The sequence below is a fragment of the Fibrobacter intestinalis genome, assembly GCF_900167415.1.
Taxonomy (GTDB): domain Bacteria; phylum Fibrobacterota; class Fibrobacteria; order Fibrobacterales; family Fibrobacteraceae; genus Hallerella; species Hallerella intestinalis.
Map to the genome: position 1 here is coordinate 18,301 of NZ_FUWU01000035.1, position 16,128 is coordinate 34,428.

Genomic DNA, 16,128 nt, shown 5'->3' on the forward strand with positions numbered 1-16,128 from the left:
GGTTACACTCCTTCTAACTCGGCAATTTTATTGCCGGCCTGCAAAGTGATGTAGGCTTTCTTCCAGTTGGACTTTTTGCCTACAGCAGTGCGTACTCGTTTCATCTTGCCGCGGTTGATCAAGGTATTGACCGAATCGACCTTTACATTGAAACGGGATTCGATTGCGTTCTTGATTTCCTGCTTGGTAGCGGAAAGACCGACCTTGAATACATACTTGCGGACACCCGTGCGCGGGTTTACCATATTCTTCGAAGAACTTTCGGTAATGTGCGGTTCTTTCAGAATTTCATGGAGTTCTTTCATCTGGAGCCTCCAGTGAGTTCACCCAGGGCATCCTGGGAAATCGCGATATTGTTAGCGCGGACAAGATCGTAAGTATTCACGTCCTGAACGCGAGCTGTACGAACCCAAGGAACGTTAGCCGACGAGAGACGGAGATTCTTATCGTTCGAGCCGACCAAGAAGAGGGCGTTACGCTGTTCGAGTCCAGCTTTCTTGACCACCGAGAGGAAATCCTTCGTCTTCGGTGCGTCAAAGGACAGGCTTTCGAACACGAGAACCTTGCCTTCTTGGGCCTTATCGGAAAGAGCGGAATGGAAAGCGAGACGCTTGACCTTCTTGTTCACCTTTTCGAAGTAGTCATGGGATTTCGGACCATGAGCCTTGTTACCACGAACCCACACGGCAGAAGTATTCTGACCAGCGCGAGCGCGACCAGTTCCCTTTTGCTTCCAGGGCTTTGTCGTACCGCCGCTGACTTGAGAACGGGTCTTGGTCTGGGCAGTTCCCTGACGGAGGTTGTTGAGAATCGCCTTGATGTGCAGATAAATGCAGACCTTATTCACTTCTGTGTCAAACACAGCAGGAAGATCTATTTCGTTTTTGAATTCGCCGCTAGCGGCGTAGAGCTTAGCCTTTGCCATTAGCCTTTCCTCACCACGATGACTCCGTTCTTCGGGCCAGGAACAGCGCCGCGAACAAAAATCAAATTGCGGTCACTGTCCACCTTAACCACCTGGAGATGCTTGACGGTGACCTTCTTGTTACCATACTGACCTGCCATCTTCTTACCCGGGAAAACACGACCCGGATAGGAGTGAGCAGAAAGACCGCCCGGTTCACGCATATTGTGAGTGCCGTGACCACGGGGACCGCTGTGGAAATTGTAGCGCTTGATCGTGCCGGAAAAACCGTGACCCTTGGAAATACCAGAGACGTCAACCATTTTCACTTCGGCGAAATCCGCAGCTCCGAATTCCTTGCCAATCGGCCAATCTTCAAGATTTTCCACGTCAAATTCAGCGAGGTAACCACGAACGTCGAGGTTAGCCTTTTTGAAATGTCCAATGGTCGCCTTGTCGGCACGCGATTCCTTGATTAAGCCAAAACCGACCTGAATGGCGGTATAGCCGTCTTTTTCTTCTGTCTTGTGGCAAACGACCACGCACGGACCGGCTTCGAGAACCGTTACAGGAACGCATTCTCCGTTATCCGTGAATACTTGGGTCATTCCCAGCTTTTTTGCAAGAATACCGTTCATTGTATTACACCTTAATTTCGACATCAACACCTGCGGGCAATTCCAATTTCATCAGGGAATCGACCGTCTGCGGAGTAGCGTCCAGAATGTCAATCAAGCGTTTGTGGGTACGGGATTCAAACTGTTCCCGAGAAGTCTTATTGACGTGTGGAGAACGGAGAATCGTGTACTTTTGAATCTTAGTTGGGAGAGGGATAGGACCCGCAATGCGGGCTCCCGTATTCTTAGCCGTATTTACAATATCTTGAGCAGAACGATCAAGCATACGATGATCGAAGCACTTCAAGGAAATACGAATGTGTTCACCAGCCATTGTTATTCCTTACTTGATGATTTCGGTTACGGAGCCGGCGCCGACGGTGCGGCCGCCTTCGCGGATGGCGAAGCGGAGCTGCTGTTCCATCGCTACAGGGGCGATGAGCTCCACGTCGATGGTCACGGTGTCGCCCGGGGTCACCATCTCGACGCCTTCCGGGAGCTTGATCGTGCCTGTCACGTCCGTCGTGCGGAAGTAGAACTGCGGGCGGTACCCGTTCATGAACGGCGTGTGGCGGCCGCCCTCTTCCTTCTTCAGAACGTAGATCTGGCCCTTGAAATGGGCGTGCGGGGTGACGGACTTCGGGGCGGCGAGGACCATGCCACGGATGATGTCCTTCTTCTCCGCGCCGCGGAGCAAAAGGCCAACGTTGTCGCCAGCCTGGGCGTCGTCGAGCAGCTTGCGGAACATCTCGACGCCGGTCACGACGTATTCGACCGTGTCGCCGAGGCCGACGCGCTCGACCTTGTCGTTCAGGTTGATCTTGCCGCGTTCGATACGGCCAGTCGCGACGGTGCCGCGGCCAGTGATCGTGAAAACGTCTTCGATCGGCATCAGGAACGGCTTGTCCACTTCGCGCTGCGGCTGCGGAATGTATTCGTCGACGGCGTTCATAAGTTCCATGATCTTCTCCTGGTATTCCGCGTCGCCTTCGAGGGCCTTCAGCGCGGATCCGCGGATGATCGGGGTGTTGTCGCCGTCGTAGCCGTACTGCTTCAGCAGGTCGCGGACTTCCTCCTCGACGAGTTCGAGGAGTTCCGGGTCGTCAACCATGTCGCACTTGTTCAGGAACACGACGATCTTGGGGACGCCGACCTGGTGCGCGAGGAGGATGTGCTCGCGGGTCTGCGGCATCGGGCCGTCGGTCGCCGCGACGACGAGGATTGCACCGTCCATCTGGGCGGCGCCGGTGACCATGTTCTTCACGTAGTCGGCGTGCCCCGGGCAGTCGACGTGCGCGTAGTGGCGGTTCTCCGTCTGGTATTCCACGTGCGACGTGTTGATCGTGATGCCGCGGGCCTTCTCTTCGGGCGCGTTGTCGATCTCGTCGAACTTCTTCGCCGCTGCCAGACCCTTCGCGGCCAGCGTCGTGCAGATTGCAGCCGTCAGCGTCGTCTTGCCGTGGTCAACGTGGCCGATAGTGCCGATGTTGCAGTGCGGCTTCGTTCTTTCAAACTTCTCTTTTGCCATAAAACATAGCCTCCGAATTGTTAAGAGCCCAGATCGGGATTTGAACTCGAGACCTCTTCCTTACCAAGGAAGTGCTCTACCACTGAGCTACCTGGGCATTACTCCCCTGCCGCATTCACGGCAGGGGAGATTTGAAACGTGGGCCGTCGTGGTTTCGAACCACGGTAGACGTAAGTCAACGGATTTACAGTCCGTCCCCTTTAACCACTCGGGCAACGACCCATTTGTCAAGCCAAAGATAGGAATCGAACCTACGACCGGCTGATTACAAATCAGCTGCTCTACCAGCTGAGCTACTTTGGCACGAGTAACGCCAAATCTAGATGAATCTTGCGCATTTGTCAAGGAAAATTCGCCGATTTCCCGCAAAAAAAATCTTTTTTCCCCTTTTTTCTTTTCATTTTTTTCGTTTTGTTGTGGACAAATTGTAAATATCCCCATTCATAATGTGGATAAATTTTAAAATCCTAAAATCGGAGCAAGACATTTCTTCCTTTCCTTATTTTCATGGTTGGCAAAAATTCCGACGAAACGCAGCCCTTTTCATAGCTTTATTTTTCCATTTCGAGTATATTTTGCCGGACAGCGGTCTCTCTTTTTCATTTTCAAGGAGGCGTTATGGCCACCGCCACTTCGCATGTGTTTTCTCCCAAAATCAGCCCCGTTGAATATACGGCCCACATTGAAGTCCGCTACGCCGAAACCGACGCCATGGGAATCGTTCACCATTCCGTCTATGCCATCTGGTTCGAGCAAGCCCGAACGGAAATTTTCCGGGAAAACGGAATTCCTTTCAGCCGATTTGAAGCCGAAGGCTACCACAGCCCCCTTCTTTCTATAGAAACGCAATTCATAAAGCCCTGCCGTTACGGAGAAGTCGTCGATATCCAATTACAATTAAGTCAAATCGATCGTCTGCGTTTTTGCTTTACTTATAAAGTGACCGTTGGCGGCGAGCTTCGCACGACAGGAAAAACGACGCATATCTTCACCTTCCATGACAAGCCTTGCCGTCAAGCGCCCCAGCCGGTACTCGACACCTTTTTTCCTTCCGAAAACCCGTCTTAAAAACCATGGATGGTCGGGAAACCGCCCCTCTTTGCTTCTCGCAGAAAGTTTAAAATTATTCCGCGGGCAAAATGATTTCGATATGATTCGTGCTCACATTTAAAAAATGTGTCCGAAAAAGGTCTTTTCCGGCGCGATCCGTTACATTGACCTGCGTCACCGCAATAAATTCCTTGTTCTCGCGAACGTAGTCGGTCAAGCGTTCGTCGCGCATCGTATCGATTTCACCCGTAATAATAAATGAGTCTGTCCAAATTTTTACCAGCATGGCTTAAATATAACCTTTCTGCGGCCATAAGGCCATCTCTAAAAATTCATTTTCAAAAAATCGGTTGCTTTAGAGTGACTAGTTGTCAGTTCTCAGTTCCAACTCATAACTCCCAACTCCCAACTCCTAACTCTTAACTGCTCCCTGCCCTTCGATAAACTTAGAGACAGCCGGTTAGTGTGCTTCGACAAAGCCATTTTTAGAGGCGAGCATAAGAAATTTTTCTTCTTTGAAAAGGGAAGAAAAAAACTCCATCCCTCTTTTTTTGTTGTATTTTGATTTTGAATAAAAAAAGGAGTTTCTATGGCGACGAAAAAACAAGAACCCGTGTTGGCCTATCAAAATCAGCAGTTTCTAGAAAGCGATGCCGGACGGCAAATGCGGATTCTCTCTGAATTTCGGGCTCCCGGCGAAGTGCTGGACCAAGCGAACGTCCAAAACACCATCGTTATGTTCGGTTCCGCGCGAACGCTGGGAACACGGGATGTGAAAAAACAACTCAAAGCGGCGACGCAGCCCAAAGAAATCAAACGGCTGGAGCGCCTTGCCAAAGTTGCGGAATATTACGATGCGGCCAGAGATCTGGCAAAGCTTTTCGGAGCCTGGGCGAACAAGCACAAAGACGGGCATTATGGAATTTGTACCGGCGGCGGTCCCGGCATTATGGAAGCGGGCAATCGCGGCGCACATGAAGCCAAAATCCCATCCATCGGATTCAATATCAAATTGCCTTTCGAGCAGCACCCGAACCCGTATATCGACTCGCATTTGAATTTGCAATTCCGCTATTTCTTCATCCGCAAATTCTGGTTCCTGTTCAAAGCCCGCGCCCTGATCGCGTTCCCCGGAGGATTTGGCACTCTGGACGAACTGTTTGAAGCGCTGACCTTGATTCAAACCAACAAATTGCACGAACAGATTCCCATCGTCCTGTTCGGAGAAGATTACTGGAACAATCTGATTAACTGGGAATACCTTGTGGATACGGGCATGATCAGCGAAGAGGATTTGAACATCTTCCACCTGACGAGCGACATCGGCGACGCCTACGCCTACGTGACCCGCATTCTGGAAAAGCACAGCAAAGTGCCGTCCGCCACAGGAGTGCACCATTTCGGAAACCGCAAATAGCTAAATTGCGCCCCGTGATAAAAAATCGATTTGCCGAATTCTTTGACCGCTGGTCGCGAAAACTCGCCCTCCGCGAGCACTACTCGATGGACGATTACCAATGGTGGCTGGACCACAATCCGGTTTACCTGCATAGCGGAGCCGTTGAACGCATCCACCTGCAAGACCGCCTGACTCAAGACGGAACGAACGACTTGTTCCGCGCCAACTACTGGATTGAACGCCCCGGCGAAAGCGGAAAGCACGGAGAGCGACTTATCGTCGTAAAATTCTGCAAATACTATGTGACGCCCGGAGCGAACCGTCTGCATCGCCTAAATATGATCATCAGCTCCTTCGAAGACGAAATCCGCATCAACAACCTGATTCGGGCGACCAATATCGAAGGCGTGGCGCAAAGTCTGGGCGGCGGCATCGCGGGGCGGCTTCCCTACCTGAAAATGGAACTCATCAAGGGCTGTTCCCTGGACAAGATGTTCAAAACGGAACTTTCCGAAGAAGAATTGATTCCCCGCGTAGCGCAAATCGCCTACCTAGCCAACACGATAAGCCAGCTGCACTACTACCAGATTGTGCACAAGGACTTAAAGCCCAAGAATCTTCTGCTGTGCCAGGATCCGTCCCACATCAACAACCACAAGATTCTGGTCTGCGATTTCGGTTACGCGCAGGCGAAACTGCGGGAAAGCATCACGGAATACGGCGGGCAAATGACGCCGGCCTACAGCGCTCCGGAACAAGCAGTCATGGGAGAAAATCTTTCCAGCTCCGTCGATTATTTCAGCTTCGGCATCATCATGCACGAATATCTGACCGGCAAGAACCCTTTCCCCGAGACCATCAAAATTTTTGCAGAAGACAACTTCCGCATTACGGAACGCTACCTGGAATACCTGCGGACCGGACGGCAGAACGTCTTTGAAAGCGACCTGTTCCCCGAAATCCACGAATGGATTGACCAGCTGACGACTTTCGACAGCATCGAACGGATGCAGAAGAGCGAAAACCTTTTCAACATCGCCCATAAATTGCGGGAACGGGTGAACGCCCTGGGCTACCACGACGTCAATACCGACTTCCTGTGGAACCAGCTGCGAGAATACCGCGGCGAAAACAGGCAATAAATTTCAATCCGAGGTCGTTATGCTGCGCTTTTTCCATTTTTGCAAATCGCCATTCGCTTTCTATGTTCTTTTTGTCCTGCTGATTGGAGCCGTCCATTTGAACGTCCAATACGGGCCGGTTTTTGAAGAATGGTCGAAACATAGGAAGGCCGTTGCCGCATTCGATAAATATTGGGAAACCGAAGGTGCCGAGACATTCCGGAAAGTCGGCGTAGAACCAACCGAAAAAATTTACCAGGAAGAGCTGGGCGACTACCTGAAACGCTTTGACGCAGAAAATCCGTCGCGGGTGCCCGAAAAACGCATCGCCCAAATGAAAGAGGAATTCCGAGACTGGTGGGAAAAGACGGGCAAAAAATCCTACGCCGTCAATGAAATCGCTCCCGACGAAAAACTGTATCAGTCCGAACTGAAGCGTTACATCCAAGGCTACACGAAAAATGTCGCCATCTATCGGTTATCCTTTATCCCGGAAACATCGTCTTGGGTCGCGCTTTTCACCTGCTGGTTTTTATTCCCCGGCCTTCCCTCTTTTTTGCTTTTCGCCGTTGCGTTCCTGTTCGCCATCTGGATGCTCCAAAAACGCTGGGGATTTTTACAGCCCTTCCTTTTCTTTATCGCGGGAGTTTTCCTTTCCGGATTTATCTTTGCCGGGACTCTTTCCGCTTCTTATTTTGTTCGCTATGCGGACACGCCATATACGGGATGCAGCCTGGCTCTAGCTCTGCTTTTGGGAATGGTGGCTTTCGGTCCCAAGCGGGAAATCCCTAAAGCCGTGCCGTTTATCGCCATCGCCCTTTTCATCGCGGATGTCTTGCTGAACTGGAATGCCAATCCGAATTTGTTCGGCTGGGTCGCCATTCTGGAAATCCCCCTTTTCGGACTGGGAGCGTTTATCGGCTTGAAAGTCCCCAAACTGTTCGGCAATTCGAGCACGAAAAAATCGCAGAGCACCCCAAGCGGCGAAATGAGCAAGGAAAACCCCAAAGTCCTTTTGCGGAAAAAGCTGGAAGACGCCATCGAACTGGCGAACAAGGCGGAATACGAGCACGCGTCCCAAATCTTTTCCAAAAATTTTGCTTCCCTGTTCCGGGAAAACCCCGTGGATTCGGAATTTTTGCATAAAACCGCCGAAGCTCTGCTTTACCCCCGCTACTTCTTTACCATTCCGGGAATTGAGTGGTTCGCCTGGGGTTCCGAAGCCGAAAAGAAAGGGCTTTTTGAACTCGCCGTCCAATTATTTGAAAAGGGCGCATCCGTGGAAAAGGACGAAAAAATCCGTCGGCGCGGGCTTTTTTATGCGGGCGACATCCGGCTGCGAGCGCATCTGGACGAAGAAAAAGGCAAAGAGGAAATGAAAGAGGTCCTCAAGCTGGATTCCACGGATATTTTAGCCGCCGAAGCGCAAAAATGGATCGGAAAATAACTATTTTAAAGGCATTATGAGTAACGTTCAAATTTTTGATACGACTTTTGCCATGACGATTCTCGTCATTTTGGCCGTTGCAGTCCCCCTGCTCCTGCTCCTTGCCAACTGGTTTCTGCATCCCGGAAAAATCAAACGGGTGCTTATCAAGAGTACCGCCTATGAATGCGGCCTCGCGCACGTCGCCGGTTCTGCCAACGAGCGTTATCCCATCAAGTATTACATGGTCGCTATGCTGTTCCTGGTTTTTGATATCGAAGTCGCATTTCTCTACCCGCTGGCTGTCGTCTTTTTGTCCAGCCCGTGGAGTCTGCTCTTTGTGCTGCTGGCGTTCCTGCTGATTCTGGAGAGCGGCTACCTTTATCTTTACAAAAAAGGAATTCTGGACTGGAACAAGCTGTCCGACTAAAGACTTTTGCATTTCTCCTTGGAAAAGGCTTCTGAAAGGAAGCCTTTTTTTTGTTGCGGCAAAAGCGGAGATTATTTTTTGATTAGGGAAATCGACTGCCAGCAGCATCTCCCATGCACTTTAACCACTAGCCTCTGACAACTGATAACTTCCCAACTAATTGCCGTCCACTATTCCCTAGAACGCTTCGCGAATATAAACGGTCATTCCCAGATACTTACCGTCCACCAAGGAGAAGTCGCCCCGCACATACGTTTTTTCGCTTTTGTTCAGCAAAAAGCGTCCGCCAAATCCCGGCGCATAATGCCAGCGGTTACGGGCCAACTGCGAAAAATAGGGTCCCACTTTTCCCGCTTCGAAAAAAATCGTTCCCGCTAGACGCCAAAAAAGAGTTTTTCTCAATTCCACCTGCGCCGAAAAAGCCTGCCTGTCCAAAAACATTCCCCGCTCCACGCCGCGGAAGCGTTTAATACCGTCCAACGTCGCCAGCATATCAAAAGGAACGTCGCCTTTTTTTACTTCGTAAAAAGTGCCCAGCGCCACAGAAGTTCCCCAAAACAAATAGGAATACGCCCGCAAATCCACCGTCTGCGAGAAGAAATCAAAATCGCTGCCGAACGACCCGGAATAAAACACCTGACGAAACTGCCCGAAAAATCCTGAAACCGGCCAATTCACATTATCCCGAAAGTCCAACGTAATCTGATAACCGGTGCCAAACCGCTTGCCTCCCGCATTTTCCGGCTTGTCCAAGTCTCCATGAGAAAACGAAGCGCGATTGTGCTCCAAATAAAAATAAGGGCCCACATGGAGAACCTGGGATAACGGCGAAGGAAAAAGGCGCATTTCAAAAGGAACGCTCAGCTTGAAAAGATCCATGTCGTAACGCGTGTACAAATCCCTGTCGGGGTCGTTCCCTATTCCGTAATACTTCGCACGCCAATTCCAATAGATAAACGAAATGTCCGAGTGCAAAAAGCCGGAGAACAAATACAAATCCGGCGAAACATCCACTTCCAGCTGGCCTTTGGTGGTTCCCATGACCGCAAAATCGATGGCGGTCGCATTTTCTCCCGGTGCATCCGGTCGGGTAAAAAGAATGACCATCGCACCGTATTTGAGCCCCGTTTCTTCGGCATAGCCCAAAACCGGCAAGGCGGCAAACCGCTGGAAACTTTCTTCGGATGAAGTTCCCGAGTTCTCGGCAAAAGCCACTCCCATTGCGACCAAAATCAGCAACGCCAAATACATCCATCTATTTTTCACATGGACTCCCTAAATTTTCCCGCATCATTTCTTCGGCAAACCGCTTTACCCAATTCGCGTCGTCGTTCAGGCAAGAGACTCGTGTAAACCTCTGGCCTCCAGCGGCCAAAAATAAATTTCGCAATTCGACATCGATTTCATGGAGGGTCTCCAAATTCTCGGCGGTAAAGGACGGGCAGACCAGCAGCACTTCTTTTTGCTTTTGAGCGATTTGCGCAACGACATCCGTTGTGAAAGGTCCCAGCCACTTGCCATGCCCAAAGCGGCTCTGGTAAGAAAGAAGGACTTCGGCGTTCGGCGAAACTTCCCGTATTTTTTTTCGGAACCAGTCGAATTCCGCTTCGCAATCCCGGCTATACGGGTCGCCCTTTTTCGCCCAGGCAACAGGAGTTCCATGAAAGGAAAAAACGATTGGTGAAATGCCGTTCCAATGGCGCAAGACATTTTGAAAAGTTTCTTCCAGCCAGACCGGATTGAGCGCAAAGCCATCGACAAAATCCATGGAAAGCTGCGGAAATTTTTGAAAACAGGCTGCGGCGATATCCCGGACGGCGACCGTCGTAACCAAGGAACGCTGCGGAAAAAGCGGAACGACACGAATTTTCTTTTTCCCCAAATCGGCAAACTCTTGCAGAGCGTCCGAAATGGATGGCTTCGTTCCAAATTCAAAAGCGTAGCGGACGGCAATGCGGGACTCCACGGCGGAAGCAATTCCTTCGGCAAATCGCCGGGTGTAATAGACCAGCGGCATTTCCCCAAGCCCCGCCTTCTGCACCATTTCTTGATATTTGCAGGCACTTTTCACCGAGCGTTTCGGCGCGATGATGCGTTTCAAAAGCCAGTTCCAAAAAAAAGGCGGATTTCCCAAAGTGTGCCAGTCGCCCAAAAATTCGACCAGATATTTCTCTACGCTTTTCGGCGTAGCGTCTTCCGGGGAACCCAGCTGTACAAAAAGAATCGCATCGAACATATCGCCTATTTTAGAAAAATCGTCTATATTTTCTACAGGTTTTCTAAAAACGACATGACTACAGACCTTGGGGTTCTTGAAAATGCGCTTCAGGGAAAAGGAAATTTGATGACTCTCGCAGAACGAATGCATAAATTATTGGAAGAGCTGGATGGCGGCCTCATTGAACGGGAAGACATTTTTCGTTTGGCATTTCTCGCCGTTCTGACAGGACAGCCCACCTATCTGTATGGGCGCGCAGGAGCGGGAAAGCGGGCGATCATCAACCATCTCCTTGCCGGATTTTCGAATTTGCAAGTCCAGACGTACGGGCTTCGCCATTTCGATTTGCCGCAAGCACCCATAGACTTGGCGATATTCACCAATTTCGACAGCGGCTTTCAGCAGATGACAAGCGCCATCGACTCTTTTCTCGGGGAACACCTTGCGCATTCGCTCATCCTTTCCGGGCGCGCAAGACCCGACGCCGCCCTTCCCGAAGCCAAACTGGCGGACAGCATCCATCTTGTCCTCACCTTTCCCGACTCGGTTTCGCCGAACGCCCTGGAAACGCTGCTTTCCAAAGCCGGAGACCCGCAGCGTTTTTCCGTCACCGAAGAGCTGAAAATTTCCAAAGAAGAAATGCGTTCGTGGGAAAAGGAACTGGAAAACGTCGCTATTTCCCAAGACTCGCTCTCCCTGCTACAGGCGATTGCCACGGAATGCGAGCAAGGCAACATCTACATTTCTGCGAGCCGCTGGCGAGGGCTTGCCAAAATCGCCAGACTCCAAGCGCTTATCGCCAACCGATCCGAGACAAGCATTACCGATTTTCTTTTCCTTTCCAAAGATTTGTGGGGCAAGCGAGCCGCCAACGAAGCGATTCGCAAAGGGTTTGACAATGGCATAGAACATTTTTTAAACACCTACGCCCCCAATCAGGAAGATTTGAAAAAAACGTTTCAAAATCTTTTGAACCAGACCGAACATTTCAAAAATTCCAGCGGAAACCGTTATAAAACGGAAAACATCGATGGCGAAGAATACATCCGTTACAATGTCACCGTCTTCAATGAATCCATTGCACTCTACGCTCCCCTTTCCCGGCTAGGAACACACGAAGACTTCTTCCCATTGAATTCCCTGCACCGCGAAGAAACCCGAGCCAAGTGCAATTTCATGGGCGGAGACATCTGCAAAATTTCCATTGACGCCAAAGCCAAGCGCAACGGGATGCGGGCATCCAGCCTCATCGTCGGGAATCCTTCCGCCAACACCGTCTATGAAGATTACGCCAAGCTCCCCTCCGAAATTTTGCAAACCAACGTTCCGGAAATCATCGAACAAAACAAGATCGGATTGCAGAACGCCCACGAGCAACTCTTCGACATTCTCAACCAGGTGCGCCAAAGCATTAAAAACCTAAAAGCACTCTATCAAAAATACTCGGGCTACCAAAGCGACCCCTTTTTGCTCATGGGTTCCTACAAGGATTTTATGAATCTCATTTTAAAACGCTACAAAGCGTTGGGGGATTTCAGCAAGGAACTGCAACAATACGAAGCGCTTTTGGCTCAAGCATCCACGGGAATCGCATAAATCCCAAAAGGACTATCTGCTACAAAATGCGATCATCAGAAAAATCGCCACGAACAAGAGAAACGGCAGAATTTTCAATAAGAGCGTAATCGCGCAAGCGTCTTTTGCTGTGCCAAGACCGAAAAGCGTCAAAACGCCGAGCACGATGAGAAAAGTCGTCAGCATGAATCTCCATTTAACGGAAAGCGAAATACACCGCTCCAATCAGGCACAACGCGGACCAGAGATAATCCCATTTCAGCGGCTGATTCATAACCAGCACCGCAAACGGCGCAAAAACAGTCAGCGCAACCGCTTCCTGAATCACCTTGAGCTGAACGACATTCAACGCCGAATAGCCGTAGCGATTGGCAGGCACCTGAAGCATATATTCAAAAAGGGCAATTCCCCAACTGACCACAGCGGCGATATACCACGGTTTGGAATCGAGAAACTTGAGATGCCCATACCAGGCAAATGTCATGAACAAATTGGAGCAGACCAAAACGCCCGCCGTAATCAAAGCGACTTTCAACATATTCGTGAAGCATCCTCAAGGCAGCATCCATCCTGCCTATTTTGCTCATCATTTTTACCGACAAAATAAAGAGCGCACAAAACAAAAAAAGCTGTCGCCATGGCAGAATGAAAAGCAATCCAGGCGGCAAAAAGCGCAGCGACCAGCGCAAACATCGAAAAGGAAACCTCTTGAATGTCAGCAAAGGATTCGTCGTCCAGCGCATCAAATTCCGCCGGGGAAATCCCCCACAGCGAAAAAAGCAAGTCCCCGCCCGAAACGTCTTCGCCGACTTCTTCGGCAAGAGTGTGCTTGTCAAACAACGGCTGGATGTATTTGCAACAGTTGAAATCCGAAGCGACAGAAAGCGACGCTGTAATTCCCAAAAAGAACAGCAACCAGCGACGCCCCCGAAAAGCAGCCCGGGCAAGGCACGCACCCATCAAAATTCCCACGAACCATTCCGCGCCAAAAAAGAAATTCCACAAGACGCGAAGCGAGACGCTTCCCTGAACAATGGAATAAAGCGGCGACAAGACCGTCAAAGCGACCGCCCCAAAGACGAACAAATTCCAAGTGTTTTGCAGCAATTTCTTTTCCCGAGTTTCTGTCGGCAAGCTCCGTAAAATCGCCCGGAACAAATAGGCGAATCCCCAAACCGAAAACAAAAATAGCAGAGGCAAAACGACATCCGCCACCGTGAACAAAGTCGAGAAAATGGAAAGCATACCCAAAAAATCCAGAGCATAAAGCCCCGCATAATAAAGCGCGCAAATCGGGACTATCGCCGCAGAAAGCAGAGCGAGAAAAAGCGAAAATTTTACGGGATACTTTTTCATACTCTTCAAAATTAGCATTGTTTACAAAAATTTCGCACTCTTTTTACAAAATGGCATTTTCTTTTCACCCTTATTTAAGTATACTATTTCCGTCTACTTGAGTTAAGAGACGAAATCGCCGGGAAGACAACCTTGGCAAGGGAAAAAGATGAAAGAAGAAAACAAACGCCTGCTCGGCAGGGAATACGAAACCTGGAACAGGGAATTTTTCGTTAAAAGCAATCCGATTGACGAAGATGACGGTTCCTGGTGGAACGACGAAAAGTAAACCCGCCGTTCCAAAGCCCAAGCAACCCTGGAGATTTTCTTCGGGGTTTGTTTTTTTTTGTAGACAATCGTCCGTTGATTTATCGGCTACATCAATTATAATAGAAGCATGACAAATGGCGAATATAGCGAACTCGGCAAACTCGGAGAACGATTAAAAAATTGCGGAAAGAAAGAAATTTGTCGCAAGAAGACTTTGCCGATGCGACTCAATTGGATAGAACATACGTGTCGGGGCTGGAGCGGGGCGTGCGCAATCCGTCTTATTTGACCCTTTTGAAAATAGCGAAAGCGTTGCATATAACGTTGAAAGAATTGTTTTGGGAAAACGGTTGATGGACAAAATTAAGATTTGCGGAATACGTAGCCATTCAAAGGCTTCTGAAAAATATGTCGATGTCGTTTTTCACTATCCGAACGGTATTTGCGTAAAAACTTCTGTTCCGATTCAATACAGAAGAACGGGGCTTGATATTCCAGAAAACGATTCAAATAAAATGCATGAGTATCTTGAGAACGTTTACAAAGAAATAAATCCCGCAAAATGGAAAAATTGGAAAAAAGAACAGGGTGCATTTTGGAAAGGGACAAAAGCCGACGTCACAAAGCCGTTTTTTGACAAGCTCGCTGAAGATTTTAAATACAAATGCGTGAACTGTGAACTCCCGCAAAATCCGAACTGGGCGAGAAGGGTTCAGGACTTAAAAGAATGTGGCTATACAATCGCAACAAAGCTTTCCGAATTTTGTCCGAAATGCAAAAAAACGACAACCCATTTGGTACTCGTGCCGCTTAAGCGCGGAGGAATAACAGGATACGAAACGTGGAGTCCGAAACTTCGTGCAAGAATTGTCAACCTTTTGAAAAGGTACGACGCGTTCGAAGCGAAACAGACGAAAAAGGAAGGGCTTTTGCCCGACCATAAATTTTCGGAAATTCGTTGGGACAACAGCACAAAGCGAGAAAGCCTTGAAAATCTGACCGATGAGGAAATCCTGCGGGACTTCCAGCTCATTTCGAACCAACGGAATCAGCAAAAGCGCGAGGTTTGCAGAAAATGCTTTCAAACAGGCGAGCGCGGGATTATTTATGGAATTCCTTTCTTTTATGAGGGGACTGAAAAATGGAATCCGTCGATTCCAAAGACCGGCAAGGAAGCGGAAAAAGGCTGCATTGGCTGCGGCTGGTATGATATTGAACGGTGGCGGAAAGAACTCATAAAAAAGCTTTCTAAATAACGCACTTGCTGTAAGCCCCCCGAGGTTGAACAAGGGAAATCCTTTGAATTTTTTCCTCCGACCATTCGGAGGATATTGAAGAAAGCACTTTTTCAAGTCTGGCATTTATGCAAAGGTTCCGCTCGTTTTTTCTTCTCAAGATTCCTGCACAACCTACCGGAGAAATGAATAGATTTTCGGCAGCGTTTACTTCTACAATTTCGGCAATGTTTGAAGGCTTTATATTTTCCGGGATTTCCGTTCCGTTCAACACAACGCCGTCTTGAAGCGTTACAGGTTCTTTTCCCAAATCAAGCAAGAACGCAGAATCGCCCAAAGAAGCCGTCTTTGCCCACAATCCAAAGTCATCTTTGCTGATAAGGAATTGTTCCACCGGGTAATTCTTAATTCTTGAACCAATCCATTTTACAACCGGCACTGCCCATGAATTTCCGACACCTTGATAGCGGTTTGTCGGTCGGACAGAATCAACGAGCGTATAATTGTCCGGAAATCCCATTAGACGTTCGCATTCGAGCGGGGTAAACCTCCGAAGACGGTCGTCCTGCACAACAAAAAGAGAACCGTTATAGGCTGCGGCATTTCCGTTCCATTTTGTTCCATAAGCCGAATAAAGGCAGTCCGTGTATTCCCGGAAAACTTCAAAACGGTGTCCGTCCTTTTCTGTCCCGCCCAAGTTGAACTTGGAAAATTTTGGCAAAGCTAATAAGGGAGTCTGTCAGATCTGTTGGTTAGCCCAATAATCCTCACGTTCTCTTGTCGCATTATACAATTTTGTTCTTCGTTCTGCAAGTCGTTCCTCCATCTTTCCTGCGAAAACCTCGTCAGGAGTCAGGAATCCGATTGCGGAATGTAGCCGTTCCGAGTTGTAGTAATTGATCCAGTCCGACATTTTCCTCTTTGCATCGGAATAGTCCTGGTAAGCGTCACGACGGACTTCCTCCGCCTTGAGGGTCTTGTGAAAACGTTCCACTTTCCCGTTGCTTTGCGGATGGAAGG

Annotated in this window: 21 protein-coding genes and 3 tRNA genes; 8 read left to right on the plus strand and 16 right to left on the minus strand. The window is 49.3% G+C overall.

The genetic code is table 11. The features are described 5' to 3' along the window. Window positions 1-2: 2 nt before the first annotated feature. The 8 genes from rplW to B5D40_RS10020 form a co-directional block, all read right to left on the minus strand. Entirely contained in the window at window positions 3-305 is a 303-nt protein-coding gene (rplW, locus tag B5D40_RS09985; protein WP_073305519.1) for a 50S ribosomal protein L23, read from the minus strand. Further along, the gene (gene rplD / locus B5D40_RS09990; RefSeq protein WP_073305521.1) at window positions 302-925 is read right to left on the minus strand and encodes a 50S ribosomal protein L4; all 624 of its coding nucleotides are present in this window, start codon (window positions 923-925) and stop codon (window positions 302-304) included. Before rplD ends, rplW begins: the two co-directional genes overlap by 4 nt. Beyond that, the gene (gene rplC / locus B5D40_RS09995) at window positions 925-1,542 is read right to left on the minus strand and encodes a 50S ribosomal protein L3 (RefSeq protein WP_078776787.1); all 618 of its coding nucleotides are present in this window, start codon (window positions 1,540-1,542) and stop codon (window positions 925-927) included. Before rplC ends, rplD begins: the two co-directional genes overlap by 1 nt. Before the next feature lie 4 nt (window positions 1,543-1,546). Continuing rightward, window positions 1,547-1,855 (minus strand): 30S ribosomal protein S10, encoded by a 309-nt coding sequence (rpsJ, locus tag B5D40_RS10000; RefSeq protein WP_078776788.1) that lies wholly within the window; start codon window positions 1,853-1,855, stop codon window positions 1,547-1,549. 9 nt (window positions 1,856-1,864) lie between these two features. Next, window positions 1,865-3,049 (minus strand): elongation factor Tu, encoded by a 1,185-nt coding sequence (gene tuf / locus B5D40_RS10005; RefSeq protein WP_078776789.1) that lies wholly within the window; start codon window positions 3,047-3,049, stop codon window positions 1,865-1,867. Window positions 3,050-3,074: 25 nt separating this feature from the next. Further along, a tRNA-Thr gene (locus tag B5D40_RS10010) sits at window positions 3,075-3,146 on the minus strand. Window positions 3,147-3,188: 42 nt separating this feature from the next. Further along, window positions 3,189-3,271, minus strand: a tRNA-Tyr gene (locus B5D40_RS10015). 8 nt (window positions 3,272-3,279) lie between these two features. Next, window positions 3,280-3,352: transfer RNA gene (locus B5D40_RS10020), tRNA-Thr, on the minus strand. A 315-nt stretch (window positions 3,353-3,667) separates the two neighbouring features. Between B5D40_RS10020 and B5D40_RS10025 the strand changes: the two genes are divergently transcribed. After that, entirely contained in the window at window positions 3,668-4,117 is a 450-nt protein-coding gene (locus B5D40_RS10025) for an acyl-CoA thioesterase (RefSeq protein WP_073306004.1), read from the plus strand. Between the two features lie 55 nt (window positions 4,118-4,172). On the opposite strand, the gene B5D40_RS10030 is transcribed toward B5D40_RS10025, so the two are convergent. Then, the gene (locus B5D40_RS10030; RefSeq protein WP_073306005.1) at window positions 4,173-4,385 is read right to left on the minus strand and encodes a DUF6812 domain-containing protein; all 213 of its coding nucleotides are present in this window, start codon (window positions 4,383-4,385) and stop codon (window positions 4,173-4,175) included. A 303-nt stretch (window positions 4,386-4,688) separates the two neighbouring features. On the opposite strand from B5D40_RS10030, the gene B5D40_RS10035 reads away from it, so the two are divergent. Genes B5D40_RS10035 through B5D40_RS10050 form a run of 4 tightly spaced genes read left to right on the plus strand, consistent with a single transcriptional unit; the run spans window position 4,689 to window position 8,475 of the window. Then, window positions 4,689-5,516, plus strand: a complete 828-nt coding sequence (locus B5D40_RS10035) for an LOG family protein (RefSeq protein WP_073306006.1) — start codon at window positions 4,689-4,691, stop codon at window positions 5,514-5,516. 14 nt (window positions 5,517-5,530) lie between these two features. Beyond that, window positions 5,531-6,640: a serine/threonine protein kinase gene (locus tag B5D40_RS10040; protein WP_073306007.1), complete on the plus strand. Its 1,110-nt coding sequence runs from the start codon at window positions 5,531-5,533 to the stop codon at window positions 6,638-6,640. 19 nt (window positions 6,641-6,659) lie between these two features. Then, window positions 6,660-8,066, plus strand: a complete 1,407-nt coding sequence (locus tag B5D40_RS10045) for a hypothetical protein (RefSeq protein WP_078776790.1) — start codon at window positions 6,660-6,662, stop codon at window positions 8,064-8,066. 16 nt (window positions 8,067-8,082) lie between these two features. After that, window positions 8,083-8,475 carry an NADH-quinone oxidoreductase subunit A gene (locus B5D40_RS10050; protein WP_078776791.1) on the plus strand — a complete coding sequence of 131 codons (393 nt, stop codon included), beginning with the start codon at window positions 8,083-8,085 and terminating at the stop codon, window positions 8,473-8,475. A 177-nt stretch (window positions 8,476-8,652) separates the two neighbouring features. Here B5D40_RS10050 and B5D40_RS10055 read toward each other — a convergent pair whose 3' ends face one another. Both B5D40_RS10055 and hemH read right to left on the minus strand, forming a co-directional pair. Beyond that, the gene (locus tag B5D40_RS10055) at window positions 8,653-9,741 is read right to left on the minus strand and encodes a BamA/TamA family outer membrane protein (protein WP_143394494.1); all 1,089 of its coding nucleotides are present in this window, start codon (window positions 9,739-9,741) and stop codon (window positions 8,653-8,655) included. Beyond that, window positions 9,731-10,711 (minus strand): ferrochelatase, encoded by a 981-nt coding sequence (gene hemH / locus B5D40_RS10060; protein WP_158222176.1) that lies wholly within the window; start codon window positions 10,709-10,711, stop codon window positions 9,731-9,733. Before hemH ends, B5D40_RS10055 begins: the two co-directional genes overlap by 11 nt. A gap of 54 nt (window positions 10,712-10,765) precedes the next feature. On the opposite strand from hemH, the gene B5D40_RS10065 reads away from it, so the two are divergent. Continuing rightward, entirely contained in the window at window positions 10,766-12,289 is a 1,524-nt protein-coding gene (locus B5D40_RS10065) for a hypothetical protein (RefSeq protein ID WP_158222175.1), read from the plus strand. A gap of 12 nt (window positions 12,290-12,301) precedes the next feature. Here B5D40_RS10065 and B5D40_RS15965 read toward each other — a convergent pair whose 3' ends face one another. From B5D40_RS15965 to B5D40_RS10075, 3 genes are read right to left on the minus strand one after another with little or no spacing between them, the layout of a single operon-like run. After that, a complete protein-coding gene (locus B5D40_RS15965) occupies window positions 12,302-12,454 on the minus strand; it encodes a hypothetical protein (RefSeq protein WP_181949981.1) in 153 nt (50 codons plus the stop codon). Window positions 12,455-12,464: 10 nt separating this feature from the next. Continuing rightward, window positions 12,465-12,806 (minus strand): DMT family protein, encoded by a 342-nt coding sequence (locus B5D40_RS10070; RefSeq protein ID WP_198951068.1) that lies wholly within the window; start codon window positions 12,804-12,806, stop codon window positions 12,465-12,467. After that, the gene (locus B5D40_RS10075; protein ID WP_078776795.1) at window positions 12,800-13,624 is read right to left on the minus strand and encodes a hypothetical protein; all 825 of its coding nucleotides are present in this window, start codon (window positions 13,622-13,624) and stop codon (window positions 12,800-12,802) included. The genes B5D40_RS10070 and B5D40_RS10075 overlap by 7 nt, the downstream gene beginning before the upstream one ends. Window positions 13,625-14,071: 447 nt before the next feature. On the opposite strand from B5D40_RS10075, the gene B5D40_RS10080 reads away from it, so the two are divergent. Beyond that, window positions 14,072-14,227, plus strand: coding sequence for a helix-turn-helix domain-containing protein (locus tag B5D40_RS10080; RefSeq protein WP_198951067.1), 156 nt, complete (start codon window positions 14,072-14,074; stop codon window positions 14,225-14,227). Continuing rightward, on the plus strand, window positions 14,227-15,129 hold the full coding sequence (locus tag B5D40_RS10085; RefSeq protein ID WP_078776797.1) for a restriction endonuclease: 903 nt from the start codon (window positions 14,227-14,229) through the stop codon (window positions 15,127-15,129). The genes B5D40_RS10080 and B5D40_RS10085 overlap by 1 nt, the downstream gene beginning before the upstream one ends. On the opposite strand, the gene B5D40_RS10090 is transcribed toward B5D40_RS10085, so the two are convergent. Beyond that, window positions 15,122-15,805, minus strand: a complete 684-nt coding sequence (locus tag B5D40_RS10090; protein WP_198951066.1) for a DNA cytosine methyltransferase — start codon at window positions 15,803-15,805, stop codon at window positions 15,122-15,124. The two genes, B5D40_RS10085 and B5D40_RS10090, sit on opposite strands and share 8 nt — an antisense overlap. A gap of 42 nt (window positions 15,806-15,847) precedes the next feature. After that, on the minus strand, window positions 15,848-16,128 hold a 281-nt coding region (locus B5D40_RS10095), incomplete at its 5' end, for an integrase core domain-containing protein (protein WP_144319691.1).